Consider the following 19161-nt stretch of genomic DNA (forward strand, 5'->3'; position numbering starts at 1 on the left):
TCTATTTTTAAAATTTGGAATAAATAAAAGAACACTATGTTAAAAAAATACTATGTTAAAAAAATTATTTTTCTGGGGGTATTGCTCTTACAAATATTTGTATTTGGACAGGAAGACTGCACCTCGGCAATTACGATATGTGGAAACTCTAACATCAATTACAGCCCTTCGGGCATTGGTAATGTTAATGAGAATCTTGGTGGTTGTTTGGGAGCTTCCGGCGAACATAATTCTGTCTGGTATAAATTTACAATAGCAACAAGTGGAACACTCACTTTTATTTTGACACCAAATAATCCGGGTGCAGACTATGATTGGGCCATCTACGGCCCCAATGCTTCCTGTGGAAATCTAGGCTCTCCAATACGCTGTAATAGCGCTACCATAATAGGGGTTGGTGCAGTCACAGGATTAAATATGACAAGTAATCTTACAAGTGTCCCAAACGGACAGCCTTTTCCATTCTGTAGATTTTTAAATGTTCTGGCAGGGGAAACCTATTTCTTATATATTGATAACTGGGTAAATAGTTTTAATACTACCACTTCTCCGTTTTCATTAACATGGGGAGGAACTGCTACTTTTCTTTCAGCATTTACCAATCCAAATTTAGCTCCTAATCCTTTTATTGCCCCCGGAAATGCCGGCCCGAATGCCAATTCCCCAAGAGAAATCTCCATCTGTGGTGATTCAACAACCTTTGATTTTAGCACATTGTCTACGGGAATATTAAATGGGAATGTTAATTTTTCGGTGAGCTATTTTAAAACAGCAAATGATGCTACAACCGGAAATAATCCTGTTACAGCACCCATTGTTGTGAATACCACAGATACTTATTTCTATAATATCAATTATAATGATCCTAACAATCCAAATAATACTATCAGCTCATGTAAGCAAACCAATGCCATAATTTTTAAAAATAAGAGTTTATCAGCATCCATTACTTCACCTTCTACCACCTTATGTCCTGGAGGAAGTATTACTTTAACATCAAATAATACCACAGGAAATACCTGGTCTACAGGAGAAACAACCCAGTCTATTGTCGTAACGGTCCCAGGAGTATATACACTAACAAGCACAAACGGCCTGTGTACAAGCGCTCCTGCTTCGGTGACCATAACGCAGGATATTGATCCCAATGTACAGATTGCAGGAAATACGGTTTTATGTGAATCGGCGGTTCAGCTTACAGCTTCAGCCACAGGAACAGGCAATAGTTATATATGGTCAACAGGTACTGCCGGAAATACCATTGCAGTTTCAACGCCGGGAGTTTATACCGTAACAGTAAAAACACCGGCCAATTGCCAGTACACAAAATCCGTAACAGTAACTCAGGGGATTGTTCCGGTAGTTCAGAATTCAGGCTTAAGCCAATGTTCCGATACACAGACCGCTTCCTTTGATCTTACGCTGTCTCAGCCCGATATCAGTACAACAGGGGGTGTGGCTTTTGATTATTATGCTGCCCAGGCAGATGCTCTTGCGGGTAATGCCAATACGATTGCCAATCCGAATGCTTATATTTCCGGAAATGCAACCATTTATGTACGGGTGAAATCTGCAAGCTGCTCTAAAATTGCGGAGTTACAGCTTACTGTAACCCAGCTTGCTGCTCCGGCTATTACTTCACCTTCCACAACCTTATGCCCTGGAGGAAGTATTACTTTAGCATCAAATAATGCCACAGGAAATACCTGGTCTACAGGAGAAACAACCCAGTCTATTGTCGTAACGGTCCCAGGAGTATATACACTAACAAGTACAAACGGAGTATGTACAAGCGCTCCGGCTTCGGTAACCATAACGCAGGATATTGATCCCAATGTACAGATTGCAGGAAATACGGTTTTATGTGAATCGGCGGTTCAGCTTACAGCTTCAGCCACAGGAACGGGCAATACCTATACCTGGTCAACAGGTACTGCGGGAAATACCATTGCAGTTTCAACGCCGGGAATTTATACCGTAACAGTAAAAACACCGGCCAATTGCCAGTACACAAAATCCGTAACAGTAACCCAGGGGATTGTTCCGGTAGTTCAGAATTCAGGCTTAAGCCAATGTTCCGATACACAGACCGCTTCCTTTGATCTTACGCTGTCTCAGCCCGATATCAGTACAACAGGGGGTGTGGCTTTTGATTATTATGCTGCCCAGGCAGATGCTCTTGCGGGTAATGCCAATACGATTGCCAATCCGAATGCTTATATTTCCGGAAATGCAACCATCTATGTACGGGTGAAATCTGCAAGCTGCTCTAAAATTGCGGAGTTACAGCTTACGGTAACTCAGCTTGCTGCTCCGGCTATTACTTCACCTTCCACAATCTTATGTCCAGGGGGAAATATAACCTTAACATCAAATAATGCCACAGGAAATACCTGGTCTACGGGAGAAACAACCCAGTCTATTGTCGTAACGGCTCCCGGAGTATATACACTAACAAGCACAAACGGAGTATGTACAAGCGCTCCTGCTTCAGTGACCATAACGCAGGATATTGATCCTAATGTACAGATCTTAGGAAATTTAACATTTTGTGAAGGTTTTTCTACTACATTAACGGCGGTTGCACAGGGATCTGGGAGTGTATTTACATGGTCGAATGGTATAAATGGCCCTATTAATATGGTTAATATTCCCGGAATCTATACCGTAACCGTTGTAACCCCATCAGGATGCCAGTATCAAAAATCGGTAACAGTGCTAATGGAGCCTGATATGGTTGTGAATATTGCTGCTCCTTTAGAAATTACGTGTACTCATTCTCAGGTTACGTTAGACGCGACTGCTTCCGTTTATCAGCCGGGGGCCTCTTTTTCATGGGTTGCGGCTAACGGAGGAATTATCGTTTCAGGAGCAGATACATTAACTCCGGTAGTCAGTAATAATGGTACTTATACTCTTACTATTACAAGTGCGTCCCCTTCGGGATGTAAAAAGGCAGGGACTGTAACTGTCATTAAAAATACAACCCCGCCAATGATCACTGTTACATCGCCTAAACTTAAAATTTGTAAAGGTGAATCTGTAATGCTTACTGCTGCTGGGGCGGATATATATACATGGACAAATCTGGCAGGCAATGGAAATACACAGTTGGTTTCACCTGCCGTTACTACAACTTATACAGTAACCGGAACAGGAATAAACGGATGCATGGCTCAAGCCCCGGCAGCCATTACTATTGAAGTTGTTCCTGAAATAACATCTATTCTGAACGACATTGAAATTTGTAACGGGGATAAAGGAATATTAGATGCCGGCACAGGGGCAAATTATACATATACCTGGAATACAGGGGCAAATACGCAAACAATTGATGTAGAATTGGCCGGAACTTATACTGTCACCATCCATAATGGGATCTGTTCAAAAACATTTTCAGCTGCAGTAAATTATATTGTTGTTCCTGAGATTTTGAATATTGTGTACAAAGATGATGCTTTAACAATTAATGTCAAGAACAATGGAAATACACCTGTTGAATATTCCATTGACGGAGGAATAACATGGCAATTATCAAATACTTTCCTGAATGTGCTTAAGAATACCAAATATCCTGTGAAAGTAAGAAATAAAGGAGCAATATGTGAAACGGAGACCACTTATTATACTTTTATCATTTCCAATGTAATTACTCCCAATAGCGATGGTAAAAATGATGCCATTGATTTTAGTGAAATCAGTAAATACCGAAATTTTACAGGGGCTGTATTTGACAAATATGGAAAAAAAGTATTTGAAATAAGTTCTAAAGCCCCTGTTTGGAACGGGCAGTATCTGGGCCGCCCGCTGGCCACAGACACCTATTGGTATCTTTTGTCTTGGGATGACCCGGTGACCCATAAGAAGGTAGAGATTTCAGGATGGGTATTAGTAAAGAACAGAGACTGATAAATCTATGTAAGGGGGCTGTATATTTTGCTTAATAAGATAGTGCATTACCTCTATGTTGAATAAATCAAAGAATTAAAACTCTATCAATTAATAATTTAAACAATAATTATATACATGTCACAGCCATCTACAATAACATCTTTTATTCATGAATTAAAATCTACCTATGATGAAAAAGATCTTTTCTTTATGAATAAGCAGTTGGAAAGGGTTAAAAGATCAAAACCTTATAAAGGATTGCGGATACTCCAAAATGTTCCCTTTACCAAAGAAGCACTTATAAAGTCAGAAGCCTTGTATGAAGGGGGTGGGGAAATCACAATGACTTCTCCCGGCTTTATGTATCCAGACATTGAATTAATTAAGAAGTTTCAATCTGCAGGAGGGGAGTTTATTAGCTTAGACAGTTTAGGTGACAGGGAATTTGATGTTTATTTAGACTGCGCTGCAGAGCTGCTACCTAAAAGACCTCCCAAAATTGGGACTGTAGAAATTACGGGTACCGGAACCTATAAATACGGTAAAAATGATATCTCCTATCCTGTCATTTCAATAGATCAAAGCCTTATTAAAAATCTGGAAGGAACATTAGGCACAGGAGAGGCTTTTATCAGAGCATTTAAAGAGATCACACATGAAGAAAATATTGAAAACAGATCTTTTATGATTTTTGGATATGGCAAGGTAGGAAGAGGTATAGCTTATCATTTAAATAAACAAGGAGCTCATGTGACTATCGTAGAAACAGAGGAACCTACATTAAAACGTGCTGTTTCAGATGGATTTGATGCTATTTCAGCTTACGATAAATCCATCGTTGAAGATGCCGCAAATAGAATGTTCTGTATTGTCACAGCTACAGGAAGAGAGAATATAATATCCGGGAACTATAATATAAAAGTTTTTCAAAATAAGTATTTAGCCAATATGGGAGGAGATGATGAATTTGGTGATGGTTTTGAAGATACTGAAATCCTCTGCGGAAAAAAGCCTATTAATTTTTTTATTGCAGAACCTACATTATTACGCTATTTAGACCCTGTTTTTTATGCTCATAATTTAGGAATTGATGTATTAATATACTCTAATCTTACGAATGGTTTACATGCATTCCCTTCCTTTATTGCTGAAGAAGTAGTACAGGAATGGATACAGATTTTTAATGAAAAAATACCTGATGGATTGCTATGAAAAAACTTAAACAGCTTATTGATAGATGTAAGCATAGAATATTGAATGATAATCAATGTCCTATGCTGATTAAGGTAAAAGATGATTATAAAAGATATTATGAGATTGCTCCCGAGCCATCTTTTAAATATATGGGAAAGATGAATAACAAAACCGGGATGGAAATTGCAGATGCTTATACCCTTATGGAGCATTCTCCCGACGATCCTTTTACGAAAGCCTCCTATGGCCAGTTAAAAGAAGAAGTGTTAAGCCAATTTAATTTTTTAAATCTAAAAGAAAATATTACTTATGAACCCTTTTATGGCAAAGGTGAACCATACAAAGATAGTTATGAAATGCTAGTGGACATTCATAATTCACATTTATTCTTTTATAAAACCGAAGATGGGTTTGGAGAAAATAATATCTCTTCAAAAAATGTAATGCTGGAAAAAACGGGAATTAAATCTGGAAATTATGAATTTCTTGTCAATGATATTTTCAGAATTGTTCATGATATATTTGGACATGCCATGTATGGCTTTGGATTTGGAGCCATTGGCGAAGATCTCGCGTGGCATACCCATATGCAAATGTTTTCCCCTTTAGCAGGTGCCGCTTTAACTACGGAAACAAGAGGGCAGAACTGTTGGGTAAATTTTGGAGCCCATATGAGAAATGAAGAAGGAAAGCTCTTTGAGAAAAATGAAGTGGGATTTATTCCTCCGCAGAAAAGGCCTTTCGCAGAACAAAAGATGGGATTACTGCCTTATCAGATAAGTGGAGTAAGGGTTTATGATTCAGATAACGGAACTGTGAATGCTAAGCTAAACTCTAACTGGGATTCCTTTTTAGGAATTGCAAGGTAACTTAAGTCTACAAGGGTTTTTTATAATTCTGTATGGCCCAAATCAGTAATGCATTTTTTTCTTTTGGAATACCTAGTTTTTCTATAATTCTGGTACGGTGTCCTTCTATTGTTTTTTCGGAGAGGAAAAGAAGCTCAGCAATTTGTTTACTGGTCTTTTGACCCGCTATTAATTCTATTATTTTTCTTTCGGAAAGTGTTAACAAGCTGAGTTTGTCGAGGTCATCTGTGTGTTCTATTGTATAATTTTGAAGCAAAGCTCCAGAATAATATTTCTTTCCTAAAGCAATTTCTTTCATACATTTTTCTAGATCAGGAGAAGCTTTTTCTTTTAAAATATAACCATCTACGTCAAATTCTTTTGCTTTGTTCAGAACTCCAATTTCATTGTGCATGGTGAGGATTATAACTTTAGTATGCCATTTATTTTCCATTACTTTTTTTGCCACTTCCAATCCGTCCAAACCCGGCATATTTAAATCCAAAACAGCTACATCCGGCAAATAAACCTGAATGTAATTAAGTGCTGCAGTTCCATTAGAGCAGGCACTCACTACGTTATATCCTAAATTTGTAAGGTAAGAAACGGTTCCATTCAGGGTTAAAGGATGATCGTCTGCAACTAGAATTTTCATATTATTATTTTTTTATTTGAACCACTATTTTTGTGCCTTTATCAGTTGAAGTGATATGAGCTTGTCCGCCAATTGCTTTACTTCTTTCTATAATATTGTGTAAGCCAAAAGCATCCATTTTTTCCAGAGTTTCCTTTACATTAAACCCTTTTCCATTATCAATAATTTCTAAAATAACAGTGTCTTTATTTTCAGTTACAATTACTTTTGCCGCGATAGCATCTGCGTATTTTATAATATTTGAAACAGCTTCCTGCACAATTCTATAAATTTGTAATTCTTTTTCAGTCGTGAGACCATCCTGATAATTGATTTCGGAGGAAAGCATAAAACGATGCGTGTTTTGGATGCGTTCTACAAATTGTTCTAAACTGGCTTCAAGTCCTATTTTTTCAAAAAGAACGGGATGTAAATTTCTGCTTATTGCTCTGATGTCATTAATAATGCTGTCCACTTTTTCGTTTAATTGAAGTTGGCTTGCCTCAAAAGAATGCTTAAGCGACAATAGTTCATGGCTCACACTATCATGGAGATCAGATGCAATTCTTTTGCGTTCTTCCTCAGTTTTATCCAGAAGGTTTTTAGTAAATTGCAATGAACGTTCTTTTTCTAAAGACAATTTCTTTTGTTTTTGTTTTAAATAATAAATGATAATTACTAATAACAATGCAATAAAAACGAGTATTAAAGCCATAATAACAGTATTTTTATTGATAATAGTTTCTTGTTGGAGCTTAATTTCCTGCTCTTTTTCTTTTGTTTCATATTTTGCGGCGAGGTCTAAATTGATCAGCTTACTTTTTGCACTCGATAAGCTGTCCCTTGTACGGTAGACTTCATTATTATAAAAAACAACCTTGTCCAGATCTCTGCTTTGAATTGCTTTTTCCAATAAAACACTGTAAAATAGGTTCGCTCTTTCGTAGTTTTTATGCTCAAGCAAATTGGGCAGTGAATTTTCTATGTATTTTGTGTTACACGTTTTTACATCTTTATTGATTTGATATAAAGCCAAAGTCGCCAGATAATCCTTTTGCCAATTTTGAGAGGTGTTTTTTTCTGCAACAGGCTTTATCCTATCTAAAACTATCTGGGCATCGTTTAATTTATTTTCTTCAATTAAAGCTTCTATTTCGTAATCAGAAATACCAAGCAGAAGTACATCATTATCATATTGGCTGCCTAAATATTCTTTGTAAGTTTCGTGGATATATTTATTTTTTAGCTGATGCTGATTAAAGAAACCATAAACAGAACATTTGTTGTATTTGCCCATAAAATAATCATAGGTATTCCCGATTTCTTTAGAGATTTTTATCACTTCATCCGCACTTGCAACCGCCTTCTGAAAAGAACCATTTGCTTTGTAAATATTCACATAATTCGACTCTACAGAAGCTATGCTTTCCTGATCTCTGATTCTTATAGAGTAGTTTCTTGATTTTTCATTCGCTTCTATGCTGTTTTTTAAATCTCCTAAAACAAAATAAGTATATGATAAATCATAATAAGCACGGGCTATTTTGTAACAACTTTTGTAATCATCAGGCTCTAAAGCGGTAATTTTTAAAAAGTAATCTTTAGCCTTGTTGAGATGGTCTTTGTCAAATTCTAAATTGCCATAATAGCTATCAATGTAAATTGTTTTTATAGGGGGTAATTTACTCCTGTATCTTTCATCAAATTCTTTTACAACCTGGGTAAGACGAGGGTCAAAATCATAAAAATAAACAAATTTTGTAGTCACTAAATCCAGAATTTTGGAAGCGTTCGAATAATCATTTTTAGCCATTTTACTTTGATAGTAGTCCAAAAAAACTTTCAGATAACGTTCTTTATCTGCGTTATAGTTTTCATTTTTCCTTAACCAAACTTTTGTAGGCTCTTCTTTTGGCGGAGTTACTTTTTCAAAATAAAAATTTTCCTTTTTTTCCCTACATGATAATGTGAAAAAAGTAATGAATAAGAATATGATTTTCTTAATCGTAGGCATACAAGTATTTTTTTACAAATGTATCAATTTCTAATATTGAAAATTATACAATCTTCAATTCAGGGGTTTACCCTTGTATGAATCTCCGGGAGAATGATACAATTTTGTGATGTAATTAATAAAAATTATTATCATGAAAAGTAAAATACTTTTAATGCCTTTCAATCTGAATTTTCAAAAAATCTGGATTGCCTATTTTTTAATGATTTTCCAATTTGGATTTTCTCAGCAAGGATCAGCGCTGGATTTTGATGGCGTAAACGATTATGTAAACTGTGGAAACATTTTGCCTGTAAGTTATACCAAAGAAGCTTGGATTTATGTGAAAAGTTTAAGTACCCAAAACAACATTATCTCCGGTGGCGATTCGGATGGGCTGCACGCTTTCTGGATACCCAATAGTTCAGGGAAGCTTTCTGCCGGACATAATGGCGGCTGGTTTAGCGTAGAAGACTCTGTTCCATTGTCTATTAATACATGGTATCACGTTGCCGTAACTTATGACGCCGCTACTAGTACGCTGAATTTGTATAAAAATGGAGTATTGGTTGATAGCAATGATGAGATTGATCCGGTTGAAGGAGGAAACATCGTTAGATTAGGCGCTTTTAATAATGCTGCAAATAGTTTTACAGGAACTATGGATGAAGTAAGAATCTGGAACAGAGCTTTGTCTCCCGGTGAAATAGCAAACCATATGAACTGTGAGCTGCTAGGTCCGGAAGCAGGATTAATTGCGTATTATAAATTTAATCAGGGCGTTGCTAATGGGAATAATACTTCTGTAACAACCCTGCAAGACAGCAGTGGAAATAATTATAATGGAACCCTTAATGGTTTTGCTTTAACCGGAAACTCTTCTAACTGGGTTGGTAATAGTATTATAATTACCGGAACTATTTGTTCTACCTTAAATGTATCCTCAGTAGAAAAAACGAAATTTAAACTCTTTCCTAACCCTGTTACAAACAAGTTGTTCCTGACATCTCAACAGCCCATTTTAGATGTTGAAGTAATTAACTTTCTAGGGCAAACTCTTATAAAACAAAAAATAAACAGCGTTGAAGCGGAAATTAATTTGTCATCTCTTACCCCGGCCACTTATTGGGTTAGAGTAAAAACTGAAAAAGATCTTGAGACCATAAAAGTTATTAAAAAATAAAGACGGTAGAAATTCACTTTTTTGTAAGGAATTTAGAATAGAAACGTCACTTAAGTTATTCTATTTCCTTGCAATTTGATCTGGTATTGTTGTGAGTATGGCTTTCCTTGAGGGCATACTCACATCTTCCTTTCATTATGTTTAGGCTACAATATCATTTCGGAATCAAAATGATTGAAGTTAATTTTTATTTATATACATTACCAGCAAAATTAAAAAAGATAGAACACTTGTTCTATCTTTTTTACTATGCGGATGCATTAAATTTATATAATTTGTTAATTATTTTTTTACAAATTTAATTGATTGATGATCATAAGTAAGAATGTATATTCCAGCTGGAAGTTCTCTAACATCGATATCTTTATTATTATATTCTCCAGCCAAAATCAATTGTCCATTAAGGTCATTAATTTTATAATGAACCTTGGATTGAAGGTTTGTTAACCTTATAAAATCAGTTGTAGGATTTGGATAAATTTCAGTCTTATTTTTTGAGAATGTATTTTCAGAAGTTGCCAGTGTTCCCGCCGTGATATTAAAATTATTTGAAAAGCTATTTAGATCAACATAATTGCTATTCTGAAAAGCTATTTTAGCAGCTGAATTGCTGGCAGCAGATGGGTTGATAACATTTTTAATAATTACTTTAATGGTTGTGCCTTGAGAAAGGGCCTGAGAAATATCTATTTTCAATTCACCATTTCCAAAATTTCGTAAATATCCTGGAGTTTCAGTAGTAGATCCATTAAGAAAAACATCAATATCAGAAGTACTGGCAGGTGAAACATTAGGAGAGAAAGAGGGAAGCGTAGATCCCGGTACAACCTTGGCAGAAATAGCATTCCAGGTTTGTCCTCCTGAACCAGCAGTTAAGTTAAAGGTATACGTAGTTGTTGCCCCTGCAATAGTTGAAGTAGTTGTGATAGAATTTTGTCCGAAAATAACAGCATAGGACAATAATAAAAGAGTAGTTAATTTTTGTTTCATTAAAAAATATAATTTGCGCGCAAAAGTACTGAATTTATCCGAAATTAAATGAATTATTTTTTTAAAAAATCCTTATTTTATGGTGGTTTCCGGAGATTTTTGAAAACCAGAATTGCTGTTAAAATATGATTCAAATTTTCTTCAAAATAACCTTTAATCTATTTAAAATGTATATAGAAAGAAAAAAATATAAAAGTGAAGATACTAATGAGACTGATTCTTTTATGTAAACATTTTTATAAAGGTTATTCCAACAATTTTCTGGTTAAGCTGATTTTTATATAAGTAATTATAATCTTTCAAAATCCAGCAGTAATTTTCATGGAGCAGGAGCCAAAATCAGCCCGAAGAACGGCTTATTTGGTGTCGAAGGCTGAATATGCTGGAAATCAGATATGGAGATTAAAGAGTTCAGGTGATGTTGTGAGCCTCTTCATTGATAGATGATAGAGAGTAAAAATTGTCCCTATTTCTCACAAAGATTAGGGTAATGTAATGCAATTAGCTCAATTAGTTTCTTTAGGGTGTGTGTACTTTAGGGAAGATAAAAAGTATATTCATCATGAAAAGATTAAATTTACTTACTAAATGAAAACAATACCTGTAATTTTCTAGTTAATAACTGCAAAAACTGATATTTAGATATGAAGAACCTTTTTCTAATTTTGCTTTTTTTCTCAACGACTGTATTCGCTCAAATAACCCAAACCAAAATACTTGATTTAAAATCTCCGGATGGAAAATTATGGGTTAAAATTAATTTGAATAAAACAATTCATTATACACTTTATTATGAAAAGACTCTTCTTATTGATTCGGTAAACATCGGATTGGAAATTAGAGATAAGAAAGACATGAAAAATGTTCAAATAAAAAATTATACCTACTCCGAACACTCAGAAAATATCAATCCTGTAGTTCCGCTTAAATTTTCACATATTGAAAGTAGATATAATGCACTTCTTATAAATCTCAAGAATGGTTTGTCGGTAGAATTTCGGCTATTCAATACGGCTATTGCTCATCGTCTGATTACAAACCTGAAAGAAGATATCCTAGTTTCAAATGAGCTTTTTGAAATAAATCTTCCTCAATCATATACTATTCATGGACAAAAAGTGAATAATTTTAAAACAGCGTATGAAGAACCATACAGCCACTTTTCAACAGCTCAGTGGAAATCTGAAAATGAAATGTTACTTTTACCAACACTTCTAACTATACCTTCAAATTTTAAATTATTAGTATCAGAAGCAGATTTAGAACAATACCCTGCTATGTTTTTGAAGAGTAACGGATCTAATAAAATAAAGGCTGTATTCCCACATGTCCCTTTGCAATTTGGTCCTGATGGGGATAGAAGCATGAAAATATTACGCGAAGGTAATTTTATTGCCAAAACAGCAGGCAACAGAACCTTGCCATGGCGTTTTATTGTGGTAGCTCCTAAAGATAAAATATTAATAGAGAATACTATGGTCTTAAATCTGGGGCAAAAATCAGTTATTACTGATACCAGCTGGATAAAACCGGGGCAGGTAAGCTGGGAATGGTGGAGTGATGCTTCACCGTATGGTCCTGATGTAAATTTTGTAGCTGGTTATAATTTGGAAACCTATAAATATTTTATTGATTTTGCATCTAAATATAAAATACCTTATATCATTCTGGATGAAGGGTGGGCAAAATCTACAGAAGATCCATTCACTCCTAATCCAGATATTAATTTGTCTGAACTTATTTCTTATGGGAAAAAGAAAAATGTTGATCTAATATTATGGCTGCCATGGCTGACCGTTGAAAAAAATTTTACCTTGTTCAAGACTTTTAATAGCTGGGGTATAAAAGGAATTAAGATTGATTTTATGGATAGGAGTGATCAATGGATGGTAGATTTTTATGAAAGAGTAGCTTCGGAAGCCGCAAAAAACAAATTATTTGTAGATTTTCATGGTTCATTTAAACCGGCGGGGCTGGAATTAAAATATCCTAATATATTATCCTATGAAGGAGTAAGAGGAATGGAGCAAATGGGAGGAGCTATACCTGATAATAGTTTATATCTGCCTTTTATCCGTAATGCAGTTGGACCTATGGATTATACCCCGGGAGCCATGATCAGTATGCAACCTGAAACGTATATATCCCAACGCCCAAACTCAGCAAGTATAGGAACTCGTGCCTATCAAATGGCTTTATATATAGTTTTTGAAAGTGGATTGCAAATGCTTGCTGATAATCCTACAATGTATTATAAAAATGACGATTGTACTTCTTTTATAACATCTGTTCCTACAACATGGGATGAGACCAGGGTTATAGATGCTGAAGCTGGTCAATATTTATTGATAGCTAAAAGAAAAGGTAAAAAATGGTTTATTGGTGGAATTACTAACAATGCGGAAAAATGGCGTGATTTCAAAATTGACCTTAATTTTTTAGACAGAAATCAAAATTATAGCATGGAAGCTTTTTCTGATGGAATCAATGCGCCAAAGCAGGCCATGGATTACAGAAGAGAGTTAAAAACAATAATTCCCAATCAAACAATTAGTATTAAGATGTCACGCAATGGAGGATGGGCAGCTATATTAAGTCCTAAATAGAATATCTTTTAAAAAAGATATTAAAAAGGCATTATTAAAAAAGTCTAGGTGTTTTAACCTGCTTTTTTAGAATCGCCTTTCAATTAATTCCAATAACTATGAGGTAATTGTTTTAATCGTTTATTATCGGGATAATAATAGAGATCAAAGGATTTTGTTTATTACTTTTGAATAAATATTTTTTTTCTAGATTTATTTTTTTGCGGCCCGCATAGGGCTGTTTTTTTATATAGTTAATAGAGGAAAAATCTTTTTTTTATACTTGTAAAGTGGCTTAAATCAATCTTTTAGGTCTTCAGGGTCTTTGTCCAAAAGAATATTACCATAGGTTATAAAAATCAAAACAATGTTTTGTTATTTAAGGCTTTTTTATTACTCGCTTTTTACCTATAAAACCAAAATTATTATCATTTTATTCATACTGTAATAACCTCTGGGTAATTGTTTTTGTTAAAGATTATTAATTTTTATTCATTTATTTTGTTTTGCGAAAAAACAATGGAATACCGCTGTTTTATTGTTAAATCATCTTAATTAATGTTTAATTTTTAGTATATATGAAAAAAAGAATGTGTTTTTGCTTGTTTCTGTTAGGTGCTGGTTTGTCTGCACAAAATAAGCTCAAAGTTGGATTGGATGTAGGATACACCTATAATGCTCTTAATGGAAATTTCTCAAATTTAATTGATACAAAATACGCTGGACGTTATGGATTTGGAATAAACCTTTCCGGGGAATATATGATCTGGAAATCTCTTTTTGTTTCTACGGGTATTTCATTTTTACAAAAAAACTATAAGTATGAGAGGATCGAATCTCATAATGGTTGGTACTCTGATTATACCAATAATTTTATTAGTCTTCCTTTGATGATAGGTACATATATTTTAAATAACCCTCATCAGGATAAAGGAGTGTGGATAAAAGCAGCAGGAGGTATCTATTCAGAATATTGGATGAGTAGAAAATATGATGGACAATATCCGGTTTTTAGCGGGCTATATCCAGATGGGAACGTTCCTTATGTAAAGGTATCGGGAAAATATGATTTTAAAGAAAATGAAAATCAGTTGGATCGCTGGGGATACGGCATACAAGGGCAGGCGCAGTTAGGCTATTCCCTTAAAAAGTTGGATATATATGCTGCATACAACTATCAATATGGGCTTTCTGACATTAATATGTATAATGAGGATAAAAATAAAAAAGAGTCTTTTCGATCTTATATGATTTCTCTTGGGCTTTCTTACAAATTTAATTAACACTTTATTTAATACCACTTTTAATTATGAGAAAAAAAATTATGAAAATACCTTTTTGGGTGCTGAGCTTTTTTTTGTTGATGACCTCTTTAGGGTCTTGTGTAAAAGATGACGAACTATCTATAACAGAACCTACACGATATACTAATGCTGATGTTAAGTCATATGCAGATCTTTTCAAAATATTCTGGACAGTAATGGATCAGCGGTATGCGTATTTCTATGAACAAAAGAAAACAGGTGGTATGGATTGGAATGCTGTTTATCATGAATATTATCCTAAGTTTGCTGCATTGAAGACTTTTGGGAGAAGTACAGAAAACGATGGTGATATTGATGCGGACCAAAAAAAAGCTCAGAAATATTTTGAAGAAATTATCAATCCTATTATGGATGTGCATTTTTATGTTAAAATTTCGATGCCAGTTTCGAATAATGGTATTATAGGTACTTATACATTTGAAGGGAATGCGAGAAAGAAAGTTGGAGCAGCTAATAAATATTATTTTGATTTGAAATATAATTATATGAAAGATAAGCTGGCAGAAGGTTCATTATTATCGGAAAGCGAACTATTAGCTGGAAACTTAAAATCAAACCCTGATATTTATTATTTCAGCTTTGCTGAGTTCAGTCTTGCGAAAAATTGGAAAATTAATCTAAAAGATAGGTATCTAAGTCCGGATCCTGGAAATAGCTCATTATTGACAGTTGCTGATATTGAAAAAAGCACCAAATTGAATGAAATTAAAGATGTGAACCTAAGGACTAAGGTAAAAAACTTTACGATTGGTATTTTAAATCAATGGAATGCTTTTCCTGCTTCCGATGAGGTTAAAACTTTTAAAGATCAGCTGGCAATTTTTAAAACTAGTGAAATAATTTCAGATGCCTTCATAGAAACAACCAAAAAAGCATTGACGAAATCTAAAAACTTAATTGCTTATAATAAGGAAAAGACTTATGGAGATCTTTTAACAAATGAGAGTGGAGCTTATATTGAATGGTTTGTGGGTAAAATGAATAATCATGTAAATTATGGATATGTCTTTCCTCATTTTCAAAATAGCGCAATGGAAATAATAAGTAGAGCTCCTTTTTATAAAAAATTTCTAAATCCGTTACACAAAGGGGATTTTAAGAAAATTATTATTGACTTAAGGTCTAATGGAGGAGGAATGCTTATAGATGCCCGCTTTTTTTCAGACCGATTTATTACTCAAAATAAAATATGGGGATATCAGAGAACAAAAGAGGGGAATGGACAATTTAACTATACACCCTGGGTTCCTACGTATGCAAATCCTCATCAATTTGGAATTCCTTCAAATATTCCTATTGCCATTTTAACAGACAAAGGAAGTGTAAGCATGGCAGAAATTACAACGATGATGTTAAAAAGTCAGGGAAACCAGGTTGTTTCCATAGGAGATTACACCGCCGGAGGAACTGCAGGATTATCCAGTGATCTGGATGAGTTTAATGGAGGAATAATCGATAAAGTTACAGGGTATCTTCAATTCTATATGCCGCTAATGGCGTTTAAAAATGCTGATGGGCAAGTGATAGAAGGGATTGGAGTAAAGCCTGATATTTATGTTACTCCACCAACTGATGCGGAGATCAATACGATGAAAAATAGTCCTTCCGCCTTTATAGATAGAGTGATGAACGAGGCCATAAAATATATTTCTTCTAAATAACATTATTTTTTAAAACCAAATATGAGAAGCTATTGCTTCTCATATTTTTTTTAATAATCAAATAGATGTATAGACTTGCTGATATTATTTTATCTGTTGTGTACACAGTATGATGATTTATTTTGTAATGCAGCATGTTTTTCTTGCATTTTTAATGTAACGCTCTATCAAAAGGTATATATCGGCTTTTATTAGACGTTAAGAACTACCAGGTTAAATAGAGGGTATATCAATTGTATACTGAGGTAATCTCTTACTTTATAAATTTACTGCTTCCAACAAAATATTGGAGAAAAATCAGTTGTTTAAAGTTTAAATAATCCTCTTTCTCATACTATAAGTAAAATCCAGCCTGAAGTCATTTTCCAGGCTGGACTAGCTATATTATATCATCATCCAGAAATAATTTTTCTACAGATGGAAGAAAAATTGCTTTGGCAGTTCCTTCAAAGTAAAACTTAATTAAAATTCATTTTTTATAGTATTACTTTTCAAAAAGTTGAAAGCTAAAATCCTTTATTTTAATATTTAAAAGTTTCTTTTCATTAATGGAATAATTTCCAGCAAAATTTCCAGCATTGGTTTTAAAAATAGATCTTTTAGGTTTTATTATGATTTCCAGTACATTATTAGAAGAATTAAGTGCTGTGTTAGATAAATCTATAATATAAAATTTACCAGCATCCTTTACTCCGCTCGAAGCTTGTGGAATATCAAAAACTACATCAGCATAGGTTGAAACAATATTGTTGTTGATGTTAAATTCAATATCATAAACAAGCCAGTTCCCATTATTAATAATCGCATTATCAATTGTTGCAGTAGATATCTTATAATCAAAAGATAAGATTGCGTACTTATCAGTGCCTATTTTATTCTTATTAAATGTAATTCGATATGAATAATCAAATTGTGTTGTAGTTGGTGGAATACATTCATTCGGATGCGCGGATATATTACAATTCCCAATGAGTTGAGAATAAGAATATACTCTTGTTACAGCATCATTAATATTGAAAGATCTTAAAGATGTTAAAGAATAGCTGTTATATTCAGGAATATCATTTGTACTGGCTACTTTGTACCAGGCAGGTGTATCAGAGGTCCCGGAATTATAGTACATACCTGTTCCTCCCTGTAATGAATTATTAATGTTGTATATCAGAAGCCCATTAGCAGGTTTTGTTATAGTCTGTTTATCTGTTTTAGACTGGAGACTTATTTTTGGAAGAAGAACACCTTTATTTTCTGACTTCAAATGCATTACTGCAGAGCTATCGGGGAGGATAGTCCCGATTCCCATACTTCCTGAAGAGGTAAAAACAATATCATTGGCTTGCTGAATGGTTGTAGGAACTCCCGTTTTTGGGTTATCCTTTTTCCCATCAATATGAAACATCGTTTGCGGATTAGCAGTGTTAATACCAATCTGACTTCTATAAAGGTTGGACCATAAGAGTAGAATAAAATATGTAATATATTTAGCCATAATCTTCAGTTTTTTGAATGTTTATTCCGGGTTAAGAATGATCTAATTGGATTCTATTAAGCTTCCTGCTCTTGTGGCGTGAATAATGTTCTCAGCCCATCCGCCTCCTACGGTAGCAACTTTTACTGGTTTAAACATCACGCCTAAAAAGCTGCCTGTACTTAAGTCTGTAGAAGCTTTTGTCTGGCCTGCGATATAATAATATGTTTTAGGTTTATCACTCGTATTATGAATAATTAAAGAGCCTGAGAGCAAGGCCATATCAACTGTATTTATAGGGAGTAGCCCACTGATAAGGGTGGGCCCGCCAGCTTCAATATCGTTTGTAATTTTGCAGTCTCCAAAATTAGTTCCGCATTTCGAGTCTGAAAAAGAGGTTCTTATCCAGATGGCATTTCCTATTATTGGAGCTATTCCACCACCACCATCCCGTATCAACAACGTATAAGCAGTCACAAACCAGTCGCCTGGAGGCAGGGTGATGTAAGATCCGGTATTAGCATAGCCATCAATACTCTTGAATGGAATGTCTAATCCATTACCTCTTTTTCCTCTTATATAATCTAATTTGTAAGGTGCCCAGACAGCATCACCGCTATCATCCAGGGAAGTGAGTACATACCCTTTTTGTTGATTGCCATCTTTTATTCTAATGGCTGGAATAACAGATGATGGATTATTTTGTCCAGGTCCTGTTATATCCAAGCTTCTTTGAGGATTTATATTTCCAATTCCAAGAGCAGCATTCCCATTAATTGTTTTAATAGAAACATCATCTGAAGTCTGTTTTTCTGAAAAATTATCACCGGAGGTAGGGTTGTTTTTTAATAGATCTATATGGATGTTAGCCTTTGGATTGGGAGTGTTAAATCCAATTTGAGCATGTATGCACATTGAAAAATATAAAAAACTTAGAAGTTCGATTTTTTTTCTCATAATTTATAGTGTTTGTTTTGAATAATGATAATATATAATCATAGGTAATATTTTGCAAAGGTATTTATAAGTTGTTATTGTGAATTGTTTATTGTCTTGAAATCCAATTACTTGTAGGTTAGTCTTTTTAATGGTCGGCGTAATAATATTTACCGTCCTGAGATTAATAATGCCATATTTCAATTAATCTGATTGAAATCCTTATTGGGCAGGTAATACATTGAATTGCTCTTACCAAGAGTATTAGGTTAATTAGCTCTCGATTTAGAGCAGTTAACTTTAGTTAACATTAGTTAGTTGATTATTAACAGTTTACCTTGTGTAGCTTATTTAAGTTTGCAGTATAGATTTAGGATAACTTAATAACACCAGGTTCCTGTATAATTCAGTTATTAAATGGTATTAAGCTATTTCCATGATGAAAAAAGACGG

Annotated in this window: 12 protein-coding genes; 7 read left to right on the forward strand and 5 right to left on the reverse strand. The window is 34.3% G+C overall.

Features of this window, described 5'->3' with window-relative positions; genetic code table 11:
• Positions 1–36: 36 nt before the first annotated feature.
• From F3J23_RS14745 to F3J23_RS14755, 3 genes are all read left to right on the forward strand, one after another.
• Positions 37–3909: a T9SS type B sorting domain-containing protein gene (locus F3J23_RS14745; RefSeq protein WP_167030522.1), complete on the forward strand. Its 3873-nt coding sequence runs from the start codon at positions 37–39 to the stop codon at positions 3907–3909.
• Between the two features lie 117 nt (positions 3910–4026).
• The gene (locus F3J23_RS14750) at positions 4027–5103 is read left to right on the forward strand and encodes an NAD(P)-dependent oxidoreductase (RefSeq protein WP_167030525.1); all 1077 of its coding nucleotides are present in this window, start codon (positions 4027–4029) and stop codon (positions 5101–5103) included.
• The gene (locus F3J23_RS14755) at positions 5100–5954 is read left to right on the forward strand and encodes a hypothetical protein (protein ID WP_167030528.1); all 855 of its coding nucleotides are present in this window, start codon (positions 5100–5102) and stop codon (positions 5952–5954) included. Before F3J23_RS14750 ends, F3J23_RS14755 begins: the two co-directional genes overlap by 4 nt.
• A gap of 7 nt (positions 5955–5961) precedes the next feature.
• On the opposite strand, the gene F3J23_RS14760 is transcribed toward F3J23_RS14755, so the two are convergent.
• Both F3J23_RS14760 and F3J23_RS21750 read right to left on the reverse strand, forming a co-directional pair.
• Positions 5962–6588 carry a response regulator transcription factor gene (locus tag F3J23_RS14760; RefSeq protein WP_167030531.1) on the reverse strand — a complete coding sequence of 209 codons (627 nt, stop codon included), beginning with the start codon at positions 6586–6588 and terminating at the stop codon, positions 5962–5964.
• Between the two features lie 4 nt (positions 6589–6592).
• Positions 6593–8335 (reverse strand): ATP-binding protein, encoded by a 1743-nt coding sequence (locus F3J23_RS21750; protein ID WP_167030534.1) that lies wholly within the window; start codon positions 8333–8335, stop codon positions 6593–6595.
• A 379-nt stretch (positions 8336–8714) separates the two neighbouring features.
• Between F3J23_RS21750 and F3J23_RS14770 the strand changes: the two genes are divergently transcribed.
• Entirely contained in the window at positions 8715–9743 is a 1029-nt protein-coding gene (locus tag F3J23_RS14770) for a LamG-like jellyroll fold domain-containing protein (protein ID WP_167030537.1), read from the forward strand.
• A 282-nt stretch (positions 9744–10025) separates the two neighbouring features.
• On the opposite strand, the gene F3J23_RS14775 is transcribed toward F3J23_RS14770, so the two are convergent.
• Positions 10026–10733, reverse strand: a complete 708-nt coding sequence (locus tag F3J23_RS14775; RefSeq protein ID WP_167030541.1) for a T9SS type A sorting domain-containing protein — start codon at positions 10731–10733, stop codon at positions 10026–10028.
• A gap of 644 nt (positions 10734–11377) precedes the next feature.
• Here F3J23_RS14775 and F3J23_RS14780 point away from each other — a divergent pair.
• The 3 genes from F3J23_RS14780 (at position 11378) to F3J23_RS14790 (ending at position 16304) form a co-directional block, all read left to right on the forward strand.
• The gene (locus F3J23_RS14780) at positions 11378–13339 is read left to right on the forward strand and encodes a glycoside hydrolase family 97 protein (protein WP_167030544.1); all 1962 of its coding nucleotides are present in this window, start codon (positions 11378–11380) and stop codon (positions 13337–13339) included.
• A gap of 557 nt (positions 13340–13896) precedes the next feature.
• The gene (locus F3J23_RS14785; protein ID WP_167030547.1) at positions 13897–14601 is read left to right on the forward strand and encodes an outer membrane beta-barrel protein; all 705 of its coding nucleotides are present in this window, start codon (positions 13897–13899) and stop codon (positions 14599–14601) included.
• Between the two features lie 26 nt (positions 14602–14627).
• Entirely contained in the window at positions 14628–16304 is a 1677-nt protein-coding gene (locus F3J23_RS14790) for a S41 family peptidase (protein WP_167030550.1), read from the forward strand.
• Positions 16305–16788: 484 nt separating this feature from the next.
• On the opposite strand, the gene F3J23_RS14795 is transcribed toward F3J23_RS14790, so the two are convergent.
• Together F3J23_RS14795 and F3J23_RS14800 are read right to left on the reverse strand one after the other, a co-directional pair.
• Positions 16789–17793, reverse strand: coding sequence for a hypothetical protein (locus tag F3J23_RS14795; protein ID WP_167030553.1), 1005 nt, complete (start codon positions 17791–17793; stop codon positions 16789–16791).
• A gap of 42 nt (positions 17794–17835) precedes the next feature.
• Positions 17836–18687 carry a hypothetical protein gene (locus F3J23_RS14800; protein ID WP_167030556.1) on the reverse strand — a complete coding sequence of 284 codons (852 nt, stop codon included), beginning with the start codon at positions 18685–18687 and terminating at the stop codon, positions 17836–17838.
• Between the last annotated feature and the right edge of the window lie 474 nt (positions 18688–19161).

Source organism: Chryseobacterium sp. Tr-659 (genome assembly GCF_011752975.1).
Classification (GTDB): Bacteria; Bacteroidota; Bacteroidia; order Flavobacteriales; family Weeksellaceae; genus Chryseobacterium.

Bases quoted from the DNA above. Each gene is read 5' to 3' on its own strand.
- F3J23_RS14760 (WP_167030531.1), bottom strand. From the start codon at position 6,588: ATGAAAATTCTAGTTGCAGACGATCATCCTTTAACCCTGAATGGAACC.
- F3J23_RS14785 (WP_167030547.1), top strand. From the start codon at position 13,897: ATGAAAAAAAGAATGTGTTTTTGCTTGTTTCTGTTAGGTGCTGGTTTG.
- F3J23_RS14790 (WP_167030550.1), top strand. From the start codon at position 14,628: ATGAGAAAAAAAATTATGAAAATACCTTTTTGGGTGCTGAGCTTTTTT.
- F3J23_RS14800 (WP_167030556.1), bottom strand. From the start codon at position 18,687: ATGTGCATACATGCTCAAATTGGATTTAACACTCCCAATCCAAAGGCT.
- F3J23_RS14795 (WP_167030553.1), bottom strand. From the start codon at position 17,793: ATGGCTAAATATATTACATATTTTATTCTACTCTTATGGTCCAACCTT.
- F3J23_RS14750 (WP_167030525.1), top strand. From the start codon at position 4,027: ATGTCACAGCCATCTACAATAACATCTTTTATTCATGAATTAAAATCT.
- F3J23_RS14770 (WP_167030537.1), top strand. From the start codon at position 8,715: ATGAAAAGTAAAATACTTTTAATGCCTTTCAATCTGAATTTTCAAAAA.
- F3J23_RS14745 (WP_167030522.1), top strand. From the start codon at position 37: ATGTTAAAAAAATACTATGTTAAAAAAATTATTTTTCTGGGGGTATTG.
- F3J23_RS14780 (WP_167030544.1), top strand. From the start codon at position 11,378: ATGAAGAACCTTTTTCTAATTTTGCTTTTTTTCTCAACGACTGTATTC.
- F3J23_RS14775 (WP_167030541.1), bottom strand. From the start codon at position 10,733: ATGAAACAAAAATTAACTACTCTTTTATTATTGTCCTATGCTGTTATT.
- F3J23_RS14755 (WP_167030528.1), top strand. From the start codon at position 5,100: ATGAAAAAACTTAAACAGCTTATTGATAGATGTAAGCATAGAATATTG.